The 17,775-nt window shown below is 70.8% G+C and carries 19 protein-coding genes; 7 read left to right on the forward strand and 12 right to left on the reverse strand.

Annotation, left to right across the window (positions count from 1 at the left end):
* Positions 1-75 precede the first annotated feature (75 nt).
* A complete protein-coding gene (locus OG943_RS01740) occupies positions 76-654 on the forward strand; it encodes a DUF5134 domain-containing protein (protein WP_328607882.1) in 579 nt (192 codons plus the stop codon).
* A gap of 32 nt (positions 655-686) precedes the next feature.
* Here OG943_RS01740 and OG943_RS01745 read toward each other — a convergent pair whose 3' ends face one another.
* From OG943_RS01745 to kstD, 6 genes are read right to left on the reverse strand one after another with little or no spacing between them, the layout of a single operon-like run.
* The gene (locus tag OG943_RS01745) at positions 687-1,154 is read right to left on the reverse strand and encodes a riboflavin kinase (RefSeq protein WP_328607883.1); all 468 of its coding nucleotides are present in this window, start codon (positions 1,152-1,154) and stop codon (positions 687-689) included.
* A 60-nt stretch (positions 1,155-1,214) separates the two neighbouring features.
* Complete coding sequence (locus OG943_RS01750; protein WP_328607884.1) at positions 1,215-2,075, reverse strand: MaoC/PaaZ C-terminal domain-containing protein; 861 nt, start codon at positions 2,073-2,075, stop codon at positions 1,215-1,217.
* A 9-nt stretch (positions 2,076-2,084) separates the two neighbouring features.
* On the reverse strand, positions 2,085-3,122 hold the full coding sequence (locus OG943_RS01755) for a ferredoxin--NADP reductase (RefSeq protein WP_328607885.1): 1,038 nt from the start codon (positions 3,120-3,122) through the stop codon (positions 2,085-2,087).
* The gene (locus OG943_RS01760) at positions 3,119-3,424 is read right to left on the reverse strand and encodes a hypothetical protein (protein WP_328607886.1); all 306 of its coding nucleotides are present in this window, start codon (positions 3,422-3,424) and stop codon (positions 3,119-3,121) included. The genes OG943_RS01755 and OG943_RS01760 overlap by 4 nt, the downstream gene beginning before the upstream one ends.
* On the reverse strand, positions 3,421-4,581 hold the full coding sequence (locus OG943_RS01765; protein ID WP_328607887.1) for a Rieske 2Fe-2S domain-containing protein: 1,161 nt from the start codon (positions 4,579-4,581) through the stop codon (positions 3,421-3,423). The genes OG943_RS01760 and OG943_RS01765 overlap by 4 nt, the downstream gene beginning before the upstream one ends.
* Positions 4,578-6,254 (reverse strand): 3-oxosteroid 1-dehydrogenase, encoded by a 1,677-nt coding sequence (gene kstD, locus OG943_RS01770; RefSeq protein WP_328607888.1) that lies wholly within the window; start codon positions 6,252-6,254, stop codon positions 4,578-4,580. The genes OG943_RS01765 and kstD overlap by 4 nt, the downstream gene beginning before the upstream one ends.
* Positions 6,255-6,354: 100 nt before the next feature.
* On the opposite strand from kstD, the gene OG943_RS01775 reads away from it, so the two are divergent.
* Genes OG943_RS01775 through hsaB form a run of 5 tightly spaced genes read left to right on the forward strand, consistent with a single transcriptional unit; the run spans position 6,355 to position 11,427 of the window.
* Entirely contained in the window at positions 6,355-7,941 is a 1,587-nt protein-coding gene (locus OG943_RS01775) for an FAD-binding protein (RefSeq protein WP_328607889.1), read from the forward strand.
* A gap of 33 nt (positions 7,942-7,974) precedes the next feature.
* Entirely contained in the window at positions 7,975-9,150 is a 1,176-nt protein-coding gene (gene hsaA, locus OG943_RS01780; RefSeq protein WP_328607890.1) for a 3-hydroxy-9,10-secoandrosta-1,3,5(10)-triene-9,17-dione monooxygenase oxygenase subunit, read from the forward strand.
* Positions 9,150-9,995 (forward strand): 4,5:9,10-diseco-3-hydroxy-5,9,17-trioxoandrosta-1(10),2-diene-4-oate hydrolase, encoded by an 846-nt coding sequence (gene hsaD / locus OG943_RS01785; RefSeq protein ID WP_328611970.1) that lies wholly within the window; start codon positions 9,150-9,152, stop codon positions 9,993-9,995. The genes hsaA and hsaD overlap by 1 nt, the downstream gene beginning before the upstream one ends.
* Complete coding sequence (gene hsaC / locus OG943_RS01790) at positions 9,995-10,894, forward strand: iron-dependent extradiol dioxygenase HsaC (protein WP_328607891.1); 900 nt, start codon at positions 9,995-9,997, stop codon at positions 10,892-10,894. Before hsaD ends, hsaC begins: the two co-directional genes overlap by 1 nt.
* Complete coding sequence (gene hsaB, locus OG943_RS01795) at positions 10,891-11,427, forward strand: 3-hydroxy-9,10-secoandrosta-1,3,5(10)-triene-9,17-dione monooxygenase reductase subunit (RefSeq protein WP_328607892.1); 537 nt, start codon at positions 10,891-10,893, stop codon at positions 11,425-11,427. Before hsaC ends, hsaB begins: the two co-directional genes overlap by 4 nt.
* Position 11,428: 1 nt before the next feature.
* On the opposite strand, the gene OG943_RS01800 is transcribed toward hsaB, so the two are convergent.
* Positions 11,429-11,683 (reverse strand): Smr/MutS family protein, encoded by a 255-nt coding sequence (locus OG943_RS01800; RefSeq protein WP_328607893.1) that lies wholly within the window; start codon positions 11,681-11,683, stop codon positions 11,429-11,431.
* A 292-nt stretch (positions 11,684-11,975) separates the two neighbouring features.
* Between OG943_RS01800 and OG943_RS01805 the strand changes: the two genes are divergently transcribed.
* Positions 11,976-12,434: a hypothetical protein gene (locus OG943_RS01805; RefSeq protein ID WP_328607894.1), complete on the forward strand. Its 459-nt coding sequence runs from the start codon at positions 11,976-11,978 to the stop codon at positions 12,432-12,434.
* 76 nt (positions 12,435-12,510) lie between these two features.
* Here the strand turns inward: OG943_RS01805 and OG943_RS01810 are convergent, their stop codons facing one another.
* The 5 genes from OG943_RS01810 to OG943_RS01830 form a co-directional block, all read right to left on the reverse strand.
* Positions 12,511-13,578 carry an MBL fold metallo-hydrolase gene (locus OG943_RS01810; RefSeq protein ID WP_328611971.1) on the reverse strand — a complete coding sequence of 356 codons (1,068 nt, stop codon included), beginning with the start codon at positions 13,576-13,578 and terminating at the stop codon, positions 12,511-12,513.
* Between the two features lie 13 nt (positions 13,579-13,591).
* Positions 13,592-14,626 (reverse strand): fatty acid desaturase family protein, encoded by a 1,035-nt coding sequence (locus tag OG943_RS01815; RefSeq protein WP_328607895.1) that lies wholly within the window; start codon positions 14,624-14,626, stop codon positions 13,592-13,594.
* A gap of 78 nt (positions 14,627-14,704) precedes the next feature.
* Complete coding sequence (locus tag OG943_RS01820) at positions 14,705-15,688, reverse strand: acyl-CoA dehydrogenase family protein (RefSeq protein ID WP_328607896.1); 984 nt, start codon at positions 15,686-15,688, stop codon at positions 14,705-14,707.
* Complete coding sequence (locus tag OG943_RS01825) at positions 15,685-16,641, reverse strand: acyl-CoA dehydrogenase family protein (RefSeq protein WP_328607897.1); 957 nt, start codon at positions 16,639-16,641, stop codon at positions 15,685-15,687. The genes OG943_RS01820 and OG943_RS01825 overlap by 4 nt, the downstream gene beginning before the upstream one ends.
* The gene (locus OG943_RS01830) at positions 16,638-17,771 is read right to left on the reverse strand and encodes an acyl-CoA dehydrogenase family protein (protein ID WP_328611972.1); all 1,134 of its coding nucleotides are present in this window, start codon (positions 17,769-17,771) and stop codon (positions 16,638-16,640) included. The genes OG943_RS01825 and OG943_RS01830 overlap by 4 nt, the downstream gene beginning before the upstream one ends.
* Positions 17,772-17,775: the final 4 nt, after the last annotated feature.

Below are 17,775 nucleotides of genomic sequence, written 5' to 3' on the forward strand. Positions count from 1 at the left end.
CTCTGCGGGCTGGCGTTCACCGGACCCGGATGTCACGGTTGAATCCCCGCCCGGCGACGCGGAGTGAGGCTGCCCATGACTGTGACGGTTGTGGTGGCGTGGCTGCTCACCGCGGTCTTCGCGGTGCTCGTGCTGCCGTGTGTGCTGCGCCTGATCCGTCTCGACTACGTGCGCCTCGGCCCCAACGTCCGTAATGGCGACCTCGCCGAGCTGCTGCTCGTGGTCGCCATGGTCGCGATGGCGTCGCCGGTCGGCGCCCCGATCCCCGCGGCCGGCTGGCAGGCAATCCTGGCCCTCACGACGGGCTGGTTCGCCGTCGCCTGGTGGCGTTCTCGCGCCGAAGCTGCCGGGTCGCACGCCTCAGGCTGTGGCCATCACGCGCTCTCCGCGGCGGCGATGCTCTACCTGGTCACCGCGATGCCGCACGGCGACATGGTCCACGGCCCCTGGCTCACCATGTCCACCATGGACACCGGGCTCGCCCTCCCGGCCCTCGCGATTCTGGGCGCCGTCTACTTCGCGGCCGACGCCGTCCGGTCGGGTTTCCTGGCCGTCCGCACGCGCGGCCGGTACTCGCCGGGTTTCACGTCGCGCACCGTCTGCCGCGCGGTGATGGGTGCGGGTATGGGGTACATGCTGGTCGCCGCGCTGTGACGGGGCGTATCAGCCAGCCTGCTCGCGGCCGGTCAGCCGAGCCGTCGGACTTCGCCGTCCGGCGGCGGTGAGCCCAGGGCGGGCAGCGCGGTCACCGGGTGACCGGCGACCCACTCGCGCGTCGCGGCCACGTCGCCGGCCAGCGCCTCGATCAGGGCCTCCGCCGTCGTGTACTTCTGCTGGTCACGCAGGTGCCGGCCGAGCCACACGGTGAGCGTCTCGCCGTACAAATCGTCCGCGAAGTCCAGCAGATGGGCCTCGACGAGCCGGTAGCCGTCGGCTCCGTAGTACGTCGGGCGGCGGCCGACCGAGACGGCCGACGCCACGAAAGTCCCGTTCGAGCGCTCCACCCAGCCAGCCCACACGCCGTCGCCGACCTGGCCGCTCTGGTCGCGCAGGGCGATGTTCGCCGTGGGGAACCCGAGCTCGCGGCCGCGTTTGTCACCCGGCTCGACCGGGCCGCGTACCACGAAAAAGGTGCCGTCGTGCTCGTCCGACATCCCGCCGTCCCGTCGTGTGCGAGGGTTTCCGTTCCGGACACGGTATCCCGGACGCGGTGGTCAGCGGGGCACGAGCACTGTGTCGGACAGCACAGGCGCGTCGTCGCGTTCGGGCGCGGTGGTGGTGACCAGCAGCCGGCCGTCCTCGCGCCACACCCGCGTCCGTAGTCGCTCACCAGGGAAAACGACGCCGGCGAACTTCGTGCTGAACGTCGCGACCCGCGCCGGGTCACCGTCGAGGAACGCGTCGATCAGCGACTTCGCCACCACTCCGTAGGTGCAGAGGCCGTGCAGGATCGGCCGGTCGAAGCCGGCCGCGCGGGCGAACGCGGGGTCGGCGTGCAGCGGGTTCCGGTCGCCGCACAGCCGGTACAGAAGCGCCTGCTGCGGCAGCGTCGGGGTCTCCAGCACGGCGTCGGGCTCGCGGTCCGGCCAGGCGATCCGGTCGGACGGCCCGCGCTCGCCGCCGAACCCGCCCTCGCCGCGCGCGAAGATGCTCGACCGCGCCGTCCACAGTGGATCCCCGCCGTCGGCGGTCACCTCGGTCTGCTGCACCAGCACCGCGGCCTTGCCCTTGTCGAACACGTCCACGATGCGCGTGCGCGCCACGGCCTTGCCCTCGACGGGGATCGGCCGGTGCAGCTCGATCTCCTGCTTGCCGTGCAGCACCTTGGCGAGGTCGATGTCCACCCCGGGGAACTTCAGCTTCGGCGGCTCGAACGTGCGCAGGTTCGCCGCCACGGTCGCGAACGTCGGGATCACCCGCAGGCCGTCCTCGTAGGTGTAGCGCAGCTCCCGCTCGTCGACCGGGTCCGCGCCCGCGCCGAGCCCCAGGTGGTACAGCAGCACGTCGGACGGCGTCCAGCCGAACGTCAGCTCGCCGAGATCGGCGCCGACGGCCAGCGCGGGGTCGATGGGCACGGGCTCTCCCTACTCGTAGCTGACGGAAACCTCGTCGGTCAACGGTACCGACTGGCACGCCAGCACGATCCCGTCGGCGATGTCCTCGGCGTCCAGGACCTCGTTGTTCAGCATCTTCACTTCACCGGAGACAAGCCGGCACGCGCACGCGCTGCACTGCCCATCACGGCACGAGTACGGCGCGTCGAGCCCCTCCTCGAGCAGGTGGTCGAGCAGCTTCCGCTGCCGCGGCCACGCGACCTGCCGCGTCTCGCCGTCGAGGCTGATGGTCAGCTGCGTGGTGCCCGCGTCGGCAGACTCGGATTCAGGCTCGGGCTCCGCGGCGCCGGCCTCGAACGGATTCCCGGTGAGCGACAGGAACTTCTCGACATGGACCCGTTCGCGCGGCACGTCCAGCTCGGTCAGCGCGGTCTTCGCCGCCGCCATGAACGGCGCCGGACCGCAGAGGAACGCCTCATGCCCGGCGTACGGCCGCACCAGTTCCCGCAGCTGTTCGGGCCGCGGCAGCCCCTGCAGGCTCTCCAGCCAGTGCAGGACGACGAGCCGTTCCGGATGGCGCGCGCCCAGCTCGGCCAGCGCCCGCGCGAAGATCACCGACTTTTCGTCCCGGTTCGCGTACACGAGCACAATGCGCCCACCGCCGCGTTCCAGTGCCGACTTGAGGATCGACATCACCGGCGTGATCCCGCTCCCCGCGGCGAACAGCAGAAAATCCCCGTCCAGCGACGCCGGGCAGAACACCCCCGACGGCGCCAGCACGTCGACGGCCGCCCCGGCCCGCAGCTCGTCGCACACCCAGTTCGAGCCGTACCCGCTGTCGGTGCGTTTCACGGTCACCTGCACCCGGTTCTCGTGCGGCGCACTCGACAGCGAGTAACACCGCGCGACCGATCCCGTGCGGTCGCTCGGAATCCGCAGGGTCAGGAACTGCCCGGGCTCGTAGACGAACGCGTCGGCGTGCTCCGCGGGCACCTCGAACACGATCGACCGCGCGTCGTCGGTTTCCCACACGACCTCGGCGACGGTCAGTGTGACGACCTCGCTCATCGCGCACCACCGGGAGCGACCCCGCCGCCTGGTTGCTCGGCGGCCGTGGCCAGGCCCAAAGCGCCGTCCCGCACCGCGTCGGCGATGCTGTCCGACAGCTTCTCGCAGGTGTCCAGCAGCGCGGTGTGCCCACCGGCCGCCGCGTGCGCCGCGAAGACCGGACAGCTGCGTGCGGCGTCCGTGGTCCACTGGATGCTGGTGTGCTTGAGGCTGTTCTTCTTCACCAGCACGCAGGTCCCGCAGCTGCGGCACTCGTGCGGCCGCAGCCCGGCGGTGAGGAACTCGGTGACCTCGGCCGTCACACCCCGGCCTCTTCCGCCTCCGCGCGCTGCCGCGCCAGGTTCTCCGCGACCTCCGCCGCCCACGCCTCGTTGGCCTTGGTCGTGTCCACCTCGAACTCGAACCGGCGGGTCATGTCCTCGCTGACGTCGGCGGCATCCACGTAGAACTGCTCGTACCAGCGCCGCAGCTGGTACACCGGCCCGTCCTCCTCGCACAGCAGCGGGTTGTTGATGGCCGACTTGTTCTTCCAGATCTCCACGTCCTGCAGGAAACCCACGCCGATGCCCTTGGCGAGCTTCGCCGCGATCTTGTCCGCGTGCTCGTCCGAGACGCCCGGCATCTTCTTCACCATGATTCCCCACTGCAGCACGAACGAAGTCGGCGACACGGGGTAGTGGCAGTTGATCAGCACGTTCTCGATCTCGAAGCCCTGGAACGAGTTCACCAGGTGGTTGATCATGTACGACGGGCCGAAGTACGAGGCCTCCGACCGCAGCAGGTTGTCCTCGCCGCCGTAGTTCGACGCCATCCCCATGTCCGGGCGGCCCTTGGTGTTGAGGTACTGCGTGGCGACGTGCCCCTCGAAGACGTTCTTGAAGTACGTCGGGTAGGCGTAGTGGATGTAGAAGAAGTGCGCCATGTCCACGACGTTGTCGATGATCTCGCGGCAGTTGGCGTTCTCGATCAGGATGGAGTCCCAGGTCCAGTTGCTCCACTCGTCGCTGAACGCGCCCTCGACGCGCGGCACCACCACGTTGTCCGGCGGCGGGTTGCCCTCGGGGTCGTGCCAGATCAGCAGCTGCTTGTTCTCCTCCAGCACGTGCCACGCGCGAGTGCGCGCCCGCAGCGGAACCCGCTTGGCGTAGGGGATCGAGACGCACTTCCCGCTGCCGCTCCACCGCCAGTCGTGGAACGGGCAGGCGATCTCGTCGCCCTTCACCGAGCCCTGGGAGAGGTCCCCGCCCATGTGCCGGCAGTACCCGTCGAGCACGTTCAGCTGGCCCGCCGAGTCGGCGAAGACGACGAGCTTGGTGCCGAACGCGTTGATGGCGTGCGGTTTCCCGTCACGGAAGGTGTCGGCGAGCCCGAGGCAGTGCCAGCCGCGGGCGAACCGCGCCGGCGGCGCGCCCGCGTCGATCGTGCGGACGGTCTCGGAACCTTGCGTCTGTGGCGTCACTGCCTGCCTCCCGTGCCGGTCCGATCTTCGTTCGCCAGCCGCTCGGCCGCAAGGTAGCCGAACACCATCGCGGGCCCGATCGTCGCGCCGGGCCCGGCGTAGGTACGGCCCATCACGGCCGCGCTGGTGTTTCCCGCCGCGTACAGCCCGGGGACGACGGAGCCGTCCTCACGCAGCACGCGCGCGTTTTCGTCGGTGCGCAGCCCGCCCTTGGTGCCGAGGTCGCCGGGCACGATCTTGACCGCGTAGTACGGCGCCTTCGACAGCTCTCCCAGGCTCGGGTTCGGCCGGTTGCGCGGGTCGCCGTAGTAGTGGTCGTACGCACTGCTGCCGCGGTTGAAGTCCTCGTCGACCCCGGCTCGGGCGAAGCCGTTGAAACGGTCGACGGTCGCCGTCAGCGCTTCGACGGGTACCTCGATGCGTTCGGCGAGTTCGGCGAGGCTGGGCGCCTTCGCGACGATCCCCGCCTTGTACCAGCGGCCGGGCAGCGGCTGCCGCGGGCCGATGCCGGTGAACAGGTAGCGGTCCTTGTACCGCTGGTCGAACACCAGCCACGTCGGGATGTGCTCACCCGGCCCGTCGCCTTCGCCGTACATCGCGTGCACTGCTTCGACGTACGGCGCGGACTCGTTCACGAACCGCTGCCCGCGCGTGTCCACCATCAGGCAGCCCGGCCGCGACCGCTCGGCGAGCGCGAACCACGGGCCGCCGGTCAGCGGCATCGTCGGTCCCCACCAGGCGTCGTCCATCAGGTCGACGGCCGCGCCGAGCTTGAGCCCGGCCGTGATGCCGTCGCCGGTGTTGGCCACGGCGCCGACGGTCCATTCGGTGCCGATCGGCGCGCGCTGGTACTTGGTGCGCATCTCCTCGTTGTGCTCGAAGCCGCCGCAGGCGAGGATCACGCCGCGCCGCGCGCGGAACAGCGTCTCGACGCCGTTGTGCCGGGCGAGCACCCCGGTGACCTGGTCGTCCTCGGTGTGCAGGTCGAGCAGCGGGGTGTCCAGGAGGACCTCGACGCCCGCTCGCCGCAACCCGATCCGGAGCCCGGCCGCAAGCGCTTGTCCCATGGCGAGCAGCTGCTGCCCGCGCAGGCGCCCGGCCAGCCACCGGGCGCCGAGCCCGAGCACCCGGGCCAGACCGCGGGGGTGCCGTGCGATCAGGCTCAGCCAGCGGTAGTCCGACTGCGTGATCGGCACTCCCAGCGGCGGCGCGCTGTACGGCGGCTCGAGGTGCGCGAGGTCCGCGCCGAGCAGCTTGCCGTCCAGCGCCTTCGGCTCCACCGACCGTCCGCCGGGCCGTCCGCCGGGCGCCTCGGGGTGGTAGTCGCTGTACCCGCGGACCCAGCGGAACTTCAGCGGGGTCCGCGCGCCGACGAACTCCAGCACCTCGGGCCCGCGGGCCAGGAAGGCGTCGCGGCGCTCGGCCGGGACGACGTCGCCGACGATCGCCTCCAGGTACTCGCGTGCCCGTTCGGGCGGTTCGTCGATTCCGGCTTCCTTCAGCGCGTGGTTCCCGGGGATCCAGACGCCGCCGCCGGACCGGGCCGTCGACCCGCCGAAGCAGGCCGCCTTCTCCAGGACGACGGTGGTCAACCCCCGGTGCGCGGCGGCTAGGGCCGCGGTCATCCCGGCAGCGCCGCTGCCGACCACCACAACGTCGTACTCGTTCGCCATGCCACCTCACATGCAACGTGTTATAGCGCGTTACTGGCCTGTTCGGAGCCGCTTCTGTCACCATAGACGAGAACGTGTTCCAGTTCTAGGGTGGCTCGATATGGACGAACTCGTGGCGGATGTCGTGATCATCGGATCGGGAGCGGCCGGCGCGTGCGCGGCCATCGAGGCGGCCGACGCGGGCGCCGAAGTGCTCCTGCTCGACCGCTTCGCCGGAGGCGGAGCCAGCCGGGTCAGTGGCGGCGTGGTCTACGCCGGCGGTGGCACCGGACAACAGCGTGCGGCGGGTGTCGAGGACACCGTCGACGCGATGTACGAGTACCTCCGGCTCGAAACCGGCGAAATCGTCTCCGAGCGGACGCTGCGGCGCTTCTGTGAGGAGAGTCCCGCCATGATCACCTGGCTGGAGGCCCAGGGTGTTCCGTTCGAGGGCAGCTTGTGCCCGTACAAGACGTCCTATCCCAGCGACAAGCACTACCTCTACTACTCCGGCAGTGAGGCCTCGGGCGGATTCCGGGAGGCGGCGAAACCCGCGCCGCGCGGACACCGGGTCAAAGGGCCGGGAACCTCGGGCAAGCTCCTCATGGCGCGCCTCGCCGAGGCCGTGCGCCGCCGCGGCATCCGGGTCCTGCCGCAAACGCAGGCGCAAAGCCTGGTGACGGCGGCTGACGGCACCGTCACCGGCGTGGTCGTGGAGAGTCTCCGCGATGCGCCTCGCTGGGCGCGTGCCCGTCACGCACGCCTCTCGGTATACTCCGCGAAGCCGGGCATCTATGTGCCGTCGCTGCGCAAATCGCTGCATCGCCGCGTCGAACGGATCGAACGGCGGCACGGCCGCGAGCTGAAGATCACCGCCCGGCGTGGCGTGATCCTCGCCGCGGGCGGGTTCATCGCGAACCGTGAACTGGTGCGTGAGCACGCGCCCGCCTACCGCGGCGGCCTCGCGCTCGGCACGTCGGCCGACGACGGGTCGGGCATCCGGCTCGGCGTCGAAGCCGGCGGGCGGACGGCCGAAATGGACCGGATCTCGGCGTGGCGGTTCCTGACGCCGCCGGCGGCGTTCCTGGGCGGCCTGCTCGTCGACGCGGCCGGCCACCGGATCATCGACGAGTCCCGCTACGGCGCCGCGATCGGCGAGCGGATGATCACCGCGCACGGCGGCCAGGGCTGGCTGCTCGTCGACGCGCCGATCGTGGCCGAGGCCCGCCGCGACGGGCGTCGGCAAGGACAGTGGTTCGCCTGGCTGCAACTGCGTTATCTCCTGCGCCGGGGCCGCGTCTCCGGTGTCACGGTGGAAGAGGTCGCGCGCCGCGCCGGCGTCGACCCGGCCGGCCTCACGGCCACCTATGAGGCGTATCGGCGCGGGCCGGATCCGATGGGCAAGCCGGCCGAGTTCACGCGCCCGCTGGACACTCCGCCGTATTCGCTCATCGACGTCTCGGTCAAGCCGAACCTCGGCTACCCGTGCCCGATGCTCACCCTCGGGGGGCTCGTGGTCGACGAGGACACCGGCGCGGTGGCCGGCGTGCCCGGGCTGTACGCCGCCGGGCGGACCGCGGTGGGAATCTGTTCTAGCTCCTACGTCAGCGGTCTGTCGCTGGCCGACTGCGTCTTCTCCGGTCGCAGGGCCGGATTGCACAGCGCGCTGGAGCCGGATCGCATCGACAAAAACGAGAACGTGTTCTAGTCTTGGTCGAGTCGAGCGAGAGAGGGACGGCCGATGAGCGAGCTGGCTGCCGACGCGGTGATCACGGCGATCCGGGACCTGCTCCCGGTGCTGCGGGACCGCGCACAGGAGACCGAGGACGCGCGCCGCGTACCCGCCGAGTCGGTCAAAGCACTGCAGGAGACCGGGTTTTTCAAGCTGCTGCAACCGAAACCGTATGGCGGGGTGGAAGCCGACCCGGTGAGCTTCTACACCGCCGTGAAACTCATCGCGAGTGCCTGCGGGTCCACGGGCTGGGTCGCCTCCATCCTCGGCGTCCACCCGTGGCACGTGGCGCTGTTCGATGCGCAGGCGCAGCAGGACGTCTGGGGTGAGGACACCGACGTGCGCATCTCGTCGTCCTACGCCCCGATGGGCAAGGCGACCGTGGTCGACGGCGGCTACCGGCTGTCGGGCCGGTGGAGCTTCTCCTCCGGCTGCGACCACTGCTCGTGGGTCCTGCTCGGCGGGCCGGCGCTCGCCGACGGCAAGCCGGTGGACTTCTGCACCTACCTGGTCCCGATCGCCGACTACTCCATCGTCGACGTCTGGGACACGGTCGGCCTGCGCGGGACGGGCTCCAACGACATCGTCGTCGACGACGTGTTCGTGCCGCAGCACCGGGCGCTGAGCTTCATGGCGACGTCGAAGTGCCGCACGCCGGGCCAGGACGTGAACCCCGGCCCGCTGTACAAGCTGCCGTACGGCTCGGTGCACCCCAGCACGATCACCGCGCCGATCATCGGCATGGCGCAGGGCGCCTACGACGCTCATGTGGAGCACCAGGGCAAGCGCGTCCGCGCGGCGTACGCGGGGGAGCAGTCCAAAGAGGACCCGTTCGCGAAGGTGCGGATCGCCGAGGCCGCCAGCGAGATCGACGCGGCCTGGCTGCAGCTCACGCACAACATCGACGAGCTGTACCAGCACGCGTGCCGCGGCGAGAAGCTGCCGTTCAGCACCCGGCTGCGCGTCCGGCGGGACCAGGTGCGCGGGACCGAGCGGGCGATCTCCGCCATCGACCGGCTCTTCGAGAACTCCGGTGGCCGCGCGATCCAGCGGGGCACGCCGATCCAGCGCTTCTGGCGCGACGCGCACGCCGGCCGGGTGCACGCGGCCAACGACGCCGAGCGCGCGTACGTCATGTTCGGCACCGGCGCCTTCGGGCTGCCCGTCGAGAATGCGATGGTGTGATGGCACCCGAGGGCGCGTACGTCAAGGTCCGAAGTGGACTGAAGCTGCACTACCACGAGGCCGGCTCCGAACACGAGGAGACGGTGATCCTCTTGCACGGCGGCGGCCCCGGCGCGTCGGCGTGGAGCAACTTCGGGCGCAACCTGCCGGTGTTCGGCAAGGCGTACCGCACGCTCGCCGTCGACCAGCCCGGGTTCGGCCGGTCCGACAAGCCGGCCGAGCATCCGCAGTACTTCCGGCACAGCGCCGACGCCGTCGCCGGGCTCATGGACGAGCTGGGCATCGAGCGGGCGCACCTGGTCGGCAACTCGCTCGGCGCCGGTGCCGCCGTCCGGCTGGCCCTCAACCACCCGGACCGCGCCGGCCGGCTGGTGCTCATGGGGGCCGGCGGCCTGAGCGTGAACCTCTTCGCGCCCGATCCGACGGAAGGCGTGCGTAACCTCGCCCGGTTCGGGGCCGACCCGTCGAGGGAGCGCATGGAGGCGTTCCTGCGCATCATGGTGCACAACCAGGCGCTGGTCACCGACGAGCTGATCGACGAGCGGCTCGCCGCCGCGAGCGCGCCGGAGTCCCTGGCCGCGATGCGGGCGATGGGCCGGTCGTTCACGCAGCCGGACACGTACGAGGAAGGGCTGCTCTGGCGCGACGCGTACCGGCTGCGGCAGCGGGTGCTGCTCGTCTGGGGCCGCGAAGACCGGGTCAACCCGCTCGACGGGGCGTTGCTGGCGCTGAAGACGATTCCGCGCGCGCAGCTGCACGTGTTCGGCGGGTGCGGGCACTGGGCGCAGCTGGAGAAGTTCGACGAGTTCAACCGGCTCGCCCTCGACTTTCTCGGGAGTTCGTGATGAGCATCCGCTCGCTGGCATACCTGCGCATCGAAGCGACCGACCTCGACGCCTGGCGTATGTACGGCCTCAAGGTGCTCGGCATGGTCGAAGGCTCCGGGAGCGACCCGGACGCGCTTTACCTGCGCATGGACGACTTTCCCGCGCGGCTCGTGATCTTCCCGGGCACTCGGGACCGGCTGGCGCAGGCCGGCTGGGAGACCGAGAACGCCGCCGGGCTCCAGGAGATCCGCTCGCGGCTGGAGGCGGCTTCCGTGCCGTACAAGGAAGGCACGCCCGAGCAGCTGGGCGACCGGCGGGTGGACGAGCTGATCAGCTTCGACGACCCCTCCGGCAACACCCTCGAGGTGTTCCACGGTGCGGCGCTGCAGCATCGCCGGGTGGTCAGCCCGTACGGCCACCGTTTTGTCACCGGTGAGCAAGGGCTCGGCCACGTGGTGCTGTCGACCCACGACGACGCCGCGTCCCTGGCCTTCTACCGCGACGTGCTCGGTTTCCGGCTGCGCGACTCCATGCGCCTGCCGCCGCAGCTCGTGGGCCGCCCCGCCGACGGCGAACCGGCGTGGCTGCGCTTCTTCGGCTGCAACCCGCGCCACCACAGCCTGGCGTTCCTGCCGATGCCCACGCCCAGCGGGATCGTCCACCTGATGGTCGAGGCCGAGGAGACCGACGACGTGGGGCTCTGCCTCGACCGCGCGCTCCGGCGCAAGGTGCCGATGTCCGCGACGCTCGGGCGGCACGTGAACGACCTGATGCTGTCGTTCTACATGAAGACCCCCGGCGGCTTCGACGTCGAGTTCGGCTGCGAGGGCCGGCAGGTCGACGACGAGAGCTGGATCGCCCGGGAGAGTACGGCGGTTTCGTTGTGGGGGCACGACTTCTCCGTCGGTGTCCAGTGACGGCCGTGCTGGACCCGTTCCGGTTCCGCGCGGTGCTCGGGCACTTCTGCACCGGGGTCACGGTGGTCACGGGACACGACGGTGCCGCACCGGCCGGGTTCGCCTGCCAATCCTTCGCGGCGCTCTCGCTGGACCCGCCGCTGGTGCTGTTCTGCGTGGCGCGGACGTCGCGGACCTGGCCGGTGCTCGCCGAGTCCGGGTCCTTCGCCGTCAACGTGCTCGCCGAGCACCAGCGGGAGGTCAGCGCCGTGTTCGGCGCTCGCGGGGCCGACAAGTTCGCGTCGGTGCCGTGGCGGCCGGCCCCCTCCGGGGCACCGCTGCTCGACGGCGCGCTGACCTGGGTGGACTGCACGCTCGAGGCCGTGCACACCGCCGGTGACCACCTCGTGGTGGTCGGCCGGGTGACGGCGCTGGGGGAGACGTCGGACGCTCGTCCACTGCTGTTCCATCGCGGCCAGTACACCGTGACGGAGCCGGTGCCGGACGCGCTCACGGCGCTGATGCCGTGGCCCCGCCCGGACGACTGGCTGTAGGTCACTTCCAGCGAAAGTGGACAAAAACCCGGCCGAAGTTGTCCTTGTCCTTTTCGACCCGGTGGTACAGCGCCTTGATGTCCTTGCGCTCCAGGAAGCGCAGGACGTGTTTCTTCAGCTGACCGGAACCCTTGCCGGGGATGATCTCGACCAGCGGCGCCTTCTTCGCCACGGCCTCGTCGATGACCGCCTGCAGGGCGCGGTCGATCTCGCCGCCGTGGTTGTAGATGTCGTGCAGGTCGAGTTTCAGCTTCATGGCCTCCAGCCTGCCACTGGTCTCGTCCGTCAAGGCCTCCTTACCCGCGTGGGACGCGGGTAAGGAGGCCTTGACGGCTTTCGGCCGGCAAGAAGTTGATCAGTTACGTGATGTTAACAATTGACCATCTACTCGGAGACTTGGTCCAAACCATGCGACCATCTTGGTCATGAATCATCTTCACGTTCGAGCAACGGCGCCGAACCCCATGATTCTCTTGATTCTCTACGCGCCAGCGGGAGCACGGCGGCGGAGGAACCGCCGAAGATGTGAACCACAGTAGGAGGACCACATGAAGGCAACCCGCTTACTTGTCGGCATCACCGCTGTCGCCGGGACCATGTTCCTGGCCGTCCCCGCCTACGCCGCCAGCGGCCAGGTCGACGGCAACATCACCGTGGGCGGCTCGAGCTGCTCGTGGACCAACGCGACCACCAGTGACGTACCGCCGAACACCGTGACCATCGACCACACGACCGTCAAGCCCAGTTGTAGCGGCAGCATCGTGGCGAGCCTGACCAACGACCCGACAGCGACCTTCGACGACACGGCCGGCACAGTGTCCGCGCCCGAGGTCGACGTCACCGGGACGGTGCTCGGCATCAACTGCTCCTACAAGGTGACCGGCCTGTCGCTCTCCCGCCAGGGAACGACGCGGACTTACACCGGTGGCCCCTTCACCGCCAACGGCGGCGGCGGGCTGTGCCCCAGCACGGAAACCGTGGACTCCGCCACGTTGACCTTCCACTGAGGCTGATGAGCTTCTCCTGATCGACAGCGGCGCGGAGCGACCCCTCTCTTCACGAGGGGCCGCTCCGCGCTTGCCGTTATTCGAGTGTCTGCCACCAGCCGTCGACCGCCGGCGGGTTCGCGACGTTGAGCCGCTCGCCCGGCTTCGGCACGGCGAGCGCGAGGTCGTTGGCCTTGGCTTCGCGCCACACGCGGTCGGCGGGCTCGGCCCAAGGGTGCATGGCGAGGGAGAACGTCGCCCAGTGCACCGGCACGAGCAGGCCGCCCCGCACGTCGATGTGCGCGGCGACGCCTTCCTCCGGGGTCATGTGGATGTCCGGCCAATGCGGGGCGTACGCGCCGATCTGGATCAGGGCGGCGTCGAACGGGCCGTGTTCTTCGCCGATTTTCGCGAAGCCGTCGAAGTAACCGGTGTCGCCGCTGTAGAAGACGCGGTGCCGGGGCCCGGCGATGACCCACGACGTCCAAAGGGTGCTGTCGTTGCTGATCCCCCGGCCGGAGAAGTGCTGTGCCGGGGTGGCGACGAAGCGGATGCCGCCGACCTCGGCCTCCTCGTTCCAGTCGAGCTCCACGATCCGCGAACTCGGCACCTGCCACCGTTCGAGGTGCGCGCCGACGCCCAGTGGCACCAGGAAGGGCGCGTCGTGGGTGGCGAGCAGCTCGCGCACGGTGGCGAGGTCGAGGTGGTCGTAGTGGTCGTGGGAGATCACGATCGCGTCCACCCGGCCGACGGAGCCGAGCGGCACCGGCGGTGCGTGCAGCCGCCGCGGGCCGGCGAACGCGGCGGGCGACACCCGGTCGCTCCACACCGGATCGCACAGCACGCGGGCCCCGTCGATCTCCACGAGCGTGGACGCGTGCCCGTACCAGGTCAGGTAGACGCCGTCGGTGGACTCCGCGGCCGGTTCCGCGACGAGCGGGATCTCCCCGCCGGGCTTGCGCTGCGCCCGGGTCTCACCGAAGAGCATCTCGCGCAGGATGCCGCCCGCGGCCGAGGGCGACGGCGACGCCCGGGTGGACGAGGTGTTGTGGAACAGCCCGTCGGCGAACTGAGGCGACCGGCGCATGCGCTCGGCCCGCGCACCGGTGGCCTTCGCGCCGAAGGCCACCGGGAAATCGCTGAGCGCCGAGACTGTCTTCCTCACCATGTCCCCGAGTCTACGAACGCTTCCTGAGAGGGGCCCCAGTTTCATGCAGGTGGGTGAGTGCTTGCCGGTAGGAGTCGATCAGGCCGGTCTGCAGGTAGGGCACGCCGAGCTCCGCGCAGTAGTCCCGCACGATCGGCTGCGCCCGGCGCAGGTGCACCGAGGGCATGCTCGGGAACAGGTGGTGCTCGATCTGGTAGTTCAGCCCGCCCAGCGCGACGTCGATCACCGCGCCGCCGCGGACGTTGCGGGAGGTGAGCACCTGCTTGCGCAGGAAGTCGAGCTCGGGGCGGCCGGTGAGCGTCGGCATGCCCTTGTGGTTCGGCGCGAAGATCGATCCCATGTAGACACCCCAGACTCCCTGGTGGACCACGAGGAAGAGCAGTGCCAGGCCGGGCGGGAGGACGATGAACAGGGCGGACAGGTAAACGACGAAGTGGGTCGCCAGCAGGGCGGCCTCGACGCGGCGGCCGCGCAGGCCGGGCTTGGCGACCGCGCGGATGCCCGACCAGTGCAGGTTCAGGCCTTCGAGGGTGAGCAGCGGGAAGAACAGGAAGGCCTGGTACCGCCCGATGAACCGGGGCACGCCGCGGCTCGCGCGGGCCTGGTCCTTCGACCAGACGAGGATGTCCGGATCCACGTCGGGATCCAGCTCCTCGTGGTTGGGGTTCGCGTGGTGGCGGGTGTGCTTGTCCATCCACCACCCGTAGCTCATGCCGACGCCGAGGTTGCCGGCGATGCGGCCGGCGATCTCGGTCGGGCGGCGGGTGCGGAACACCTGGCGGTGGGCGAGGTCGTGTGAGAGCAGGGCGATCTGGCCGAACATGAAGGCCTGGAACACCGCGATCGCGAGCTGCCACCACGAGTCGCCGAGCAGCGCGAACGCCACCCAGCCGCCGGTGAACAGCGCGGTCACGAGGGTGATCCGGAACGTGTAGTAGCCGGGGCGCCGCGCGAGCAGGCCGGCGTCGGCGATCCGCCGGGACAACCGGGCGAAGTCGCTGCCGGAACCGGCCGGGGCGGACTGGACGAGGTTCTCTGTGGTCACCTCGTTGAGTGTTTCGGCGATCAGGGCCGGGCAGAACCCTGCACACCCGACGAGCGTTGCGGGGGTTGCCCCTACCCCCTAGGGGTGGACGCGAGCGAGGTGGTGATGCGGCGGGCCGAACAGCTGCGCCGTCGCGTGGGCGCGTTTGAGGTACCGGTGGGCGGGATGTTCCCAGGTGACGGCGATGCCGCCGTGCAACTGGATCATCTCGGCGGCCACCGTCGTGAAGGCTTCGCTGCAGTGCACTTTGGCCACCGCGGCGAGCCGGGACGACGTGGGCGCGGCGTAGGCGGCCGAGCGGGCGGTCTCGACCAGGACGTGCAAATCGGCCATCCGGTGCTTGAGCGCCTGGAAGCTCCCGATCGGACGGCCGAACTGCTCTCGTCGCAGCGTGTAGCCGACGGTGAGCTCCAGGGCGCGCGCGGCGGCACCGGCTTGCTCGGCGGCGAGGACAGCACAGGCGACGTCCCGTACACGGCCGAGGTCGACGGGGCCGAGCGGCCGGGCCGGGACCTGGTCGAGGATCACCGTGGCCAGGTGGCGGGTCTCGTCCATGCCCGCGACGGCCGTCCGCCGGACGCCGGGGTGGGCCGGGTCGACCTCGAACAGAGCGGGGCCGTCGGCGGTCGTCGCGGCGACGAGGAGGACGGTGGCCTCGGCGCCGTCGAGGACGTAGTGCGCGCTCCCGTCCACAGTGTTTCCCTGCGCTTGGACTGCGGGGTGCTGCGGGTCCCAGCGGTCGCCGGCCCAGGCCAGTGCGCCGACAACGCCCTCGGCCAGCTGGGGCAGGATCCTGGCGCACGCGCTGTCGTCGCGGGTGGTGAGCAGTGCCGTCGTGGCGAGCACAGCGGAGCCGAGGAACGGCACGTCGGCCAGGACCCGGCCGAGTTCCTCCGCGACGATCTGCACCTCGGTGATGCCTGCGCCTTCGAGGCCGCCGAAGCGTTCCGGCACGGTCAGGGCGGCGACGCCGATCTGCGCGCACAGTGCGGTCCAAGGCTCGGGCTCGCGTTCGAGGAGCTTGCGCACACCGGCGCGTAGCTGGTCCTGCTCCGGGGTCACGGGGCGATCGCCGCCAGGACGCGGTGACGGTGGACGGCGGGGGTGCCCCAGGCGGTCGTCAGGGCGCGGACGCGGGTGAGCCGCAGGCCGAGTGGGTGTTCGGCGGTGTAGCCGATCGCGCCGTGGACCTGGAGGGCGGTGCGCGCGGCCAGGTGGGCGGCATCGCCGCAGGCGACCTTGGCGGCGGAGACGTCGGCGGGATCGGCGGTGACGGCGGCGCCGTGCAGCAGCGGCCGGGCCAGTTCGAGGGCGGTGGCGACCTCGGCGAGCAGGTGCTTGACCGCCTGGAAACGGCCGATCTCGCGGCCGTACTGGCGGCGTTGGCCGGCGTGCGCGACGGACATCTCCAGCAGCCCGCGGCCCGCGCCCAGGAGCTGGGCGGCGGTGAGGAGGGCACCCAGGTCGAAGGCGCGGGCCGGGTCCAGCGCGGGACCGAGTTCGTCGCCGGGGACGGGCTCGAAGAGATGACGGGAGGGATCGAGCGAGGCTAGGGGAGTGCCGGGGGCGAAGCCGCGCAGGCGAGCGCCGTCGACGAGGAAGCGGGCGTCGGCGATGTCGGCGTCCAAAGCGAACGGGACATGAGGAGGGAAGGCCAGGGACACAAGGGTTTCGCCGGCGGCGGTGGAGGCCAGGATCTCGTCGTCGAGCAGGCAGGGGAGGACGGCGGAGTCCGTCCACGGGCCGGGCGGGCAGAAGCGGCCGAGGACCTCGAAGGCGAGGACGGCGTCGACGGTGGTGGCGCCGGTGCCGTCCTCCTCGGCCAGGCCGCCGCGGTGGGCGGGAGTGGTCAAGGCCGCGACGCCCTGGTCGGCGAGGCGGCGCCAGATCTTCAACCCCGGGCCATGGTCGCCGCTTGCCCAGGCGCGGGTGGCCGCGTCACAGTCCTGAGTGGACAACAGGGAGTCCAGGGACGCGGCGAACGCCTCCTGCTCCGGGGACAACGCGAACTTCACCGGTCTCCCTTCGGCAGGCCGAGCAGGCGTTCCGCGACGATCGTGCGCTGGATCTGGTCCGTGCCGCCGTAGATGGGGCCGGCCAGGGAGAACAGCCAGCCGTCCGTCCAGGGGCCGCGGAGTTCGGCGGACGGGCCGAGGAGGTCGAGGGCGGTTTCGTGGAGGGCAACGTCGAGGTGTGACCAGAACAGCTTGTTGACGCTGGACTCCGGCCCCAGCTCGGCACCGGACGCGAGGCGCGTGACCGTGCCGAAGGTGTAGAGCTGGTACGCCCGCGCGCCGATCCACGCGTCGGCGACGCGCGCTGCCGTCGACTCCGGCCGGCCGGCCGAGGACCACAGGGACACCAGCCGGTCGGCGGCGGCGAGGAAGCGGCCGGGGCTGCGCAGCGACAGGCCGCGTTCGTTGTTGGCGGTGGTCATGGCCACGCGCCAGCCGTTGCCGGGGGTGCCGATCACGTCCGCGTCCGGGACGAACACGTCGTCGAAGAAGATCTCGGCGAAGCCGGGTTCACCGTCGAGCTGGGGGATGGGCCGGACGGTCACGCCGGGGGCGCGCAGGTCGGCCATCAGGTAGGTCAGGCCGTGGTGCCGGGCCGACTCGGGGTCGCTGCGGAACAGGCCGAACGCGCGGTCCGCGAAGGCGGCGCGGGAGCTCCAGGTCTTCTGGCCGTTGAGGAGCCAGCCGCCGTCGGCGGGGGTGGCGGTGCTGCGCAACGCCGCGATGTCGCTGCCGGCTTCGGGCTCAGACCAGGCCTGCGCCCAGACTTCCTCGGCGCGCGCCATCTTCGGCAGGATCCGCGCGAGCTGCTCGGGGGTGCCGTGGGAGAAAAGGGTGGGTGCCAGCATGAAGATGCCGTTCTGGTTGACACGGCCGGGCGCGCCCGCGGCGTAGTACTCCTCCTCGAAGAGCACCCACTCGAGCAGGCTCGCGTCACGGCCGCCGTACTCGCGCGGCCACGAGACGACGGACCAGTGCGCGTCCGCCAGCGCCGCCTCCCACTCACGGTGCGCGGCGAACCCTTCCGCGGTGTCGAACGACGGCAATGGCGACCGCGGCACGTGCGCGGCCAGCCATTCCCGGGCCTCGCCGCGGAACTGACGGGCGGCTTCGTCGAGGTCGAGGTCCATCGCG

Origin of the sequence: Amycolatopsis sp. NBC_00345 (assembly GCF_036116635.1) — a bacterium.
Classification (GTDB): Bacteria; Actinomycetota; Actinomycetes; order Mycobacteriales; family Pseudonocardiaceae; genus Amycolatopsis.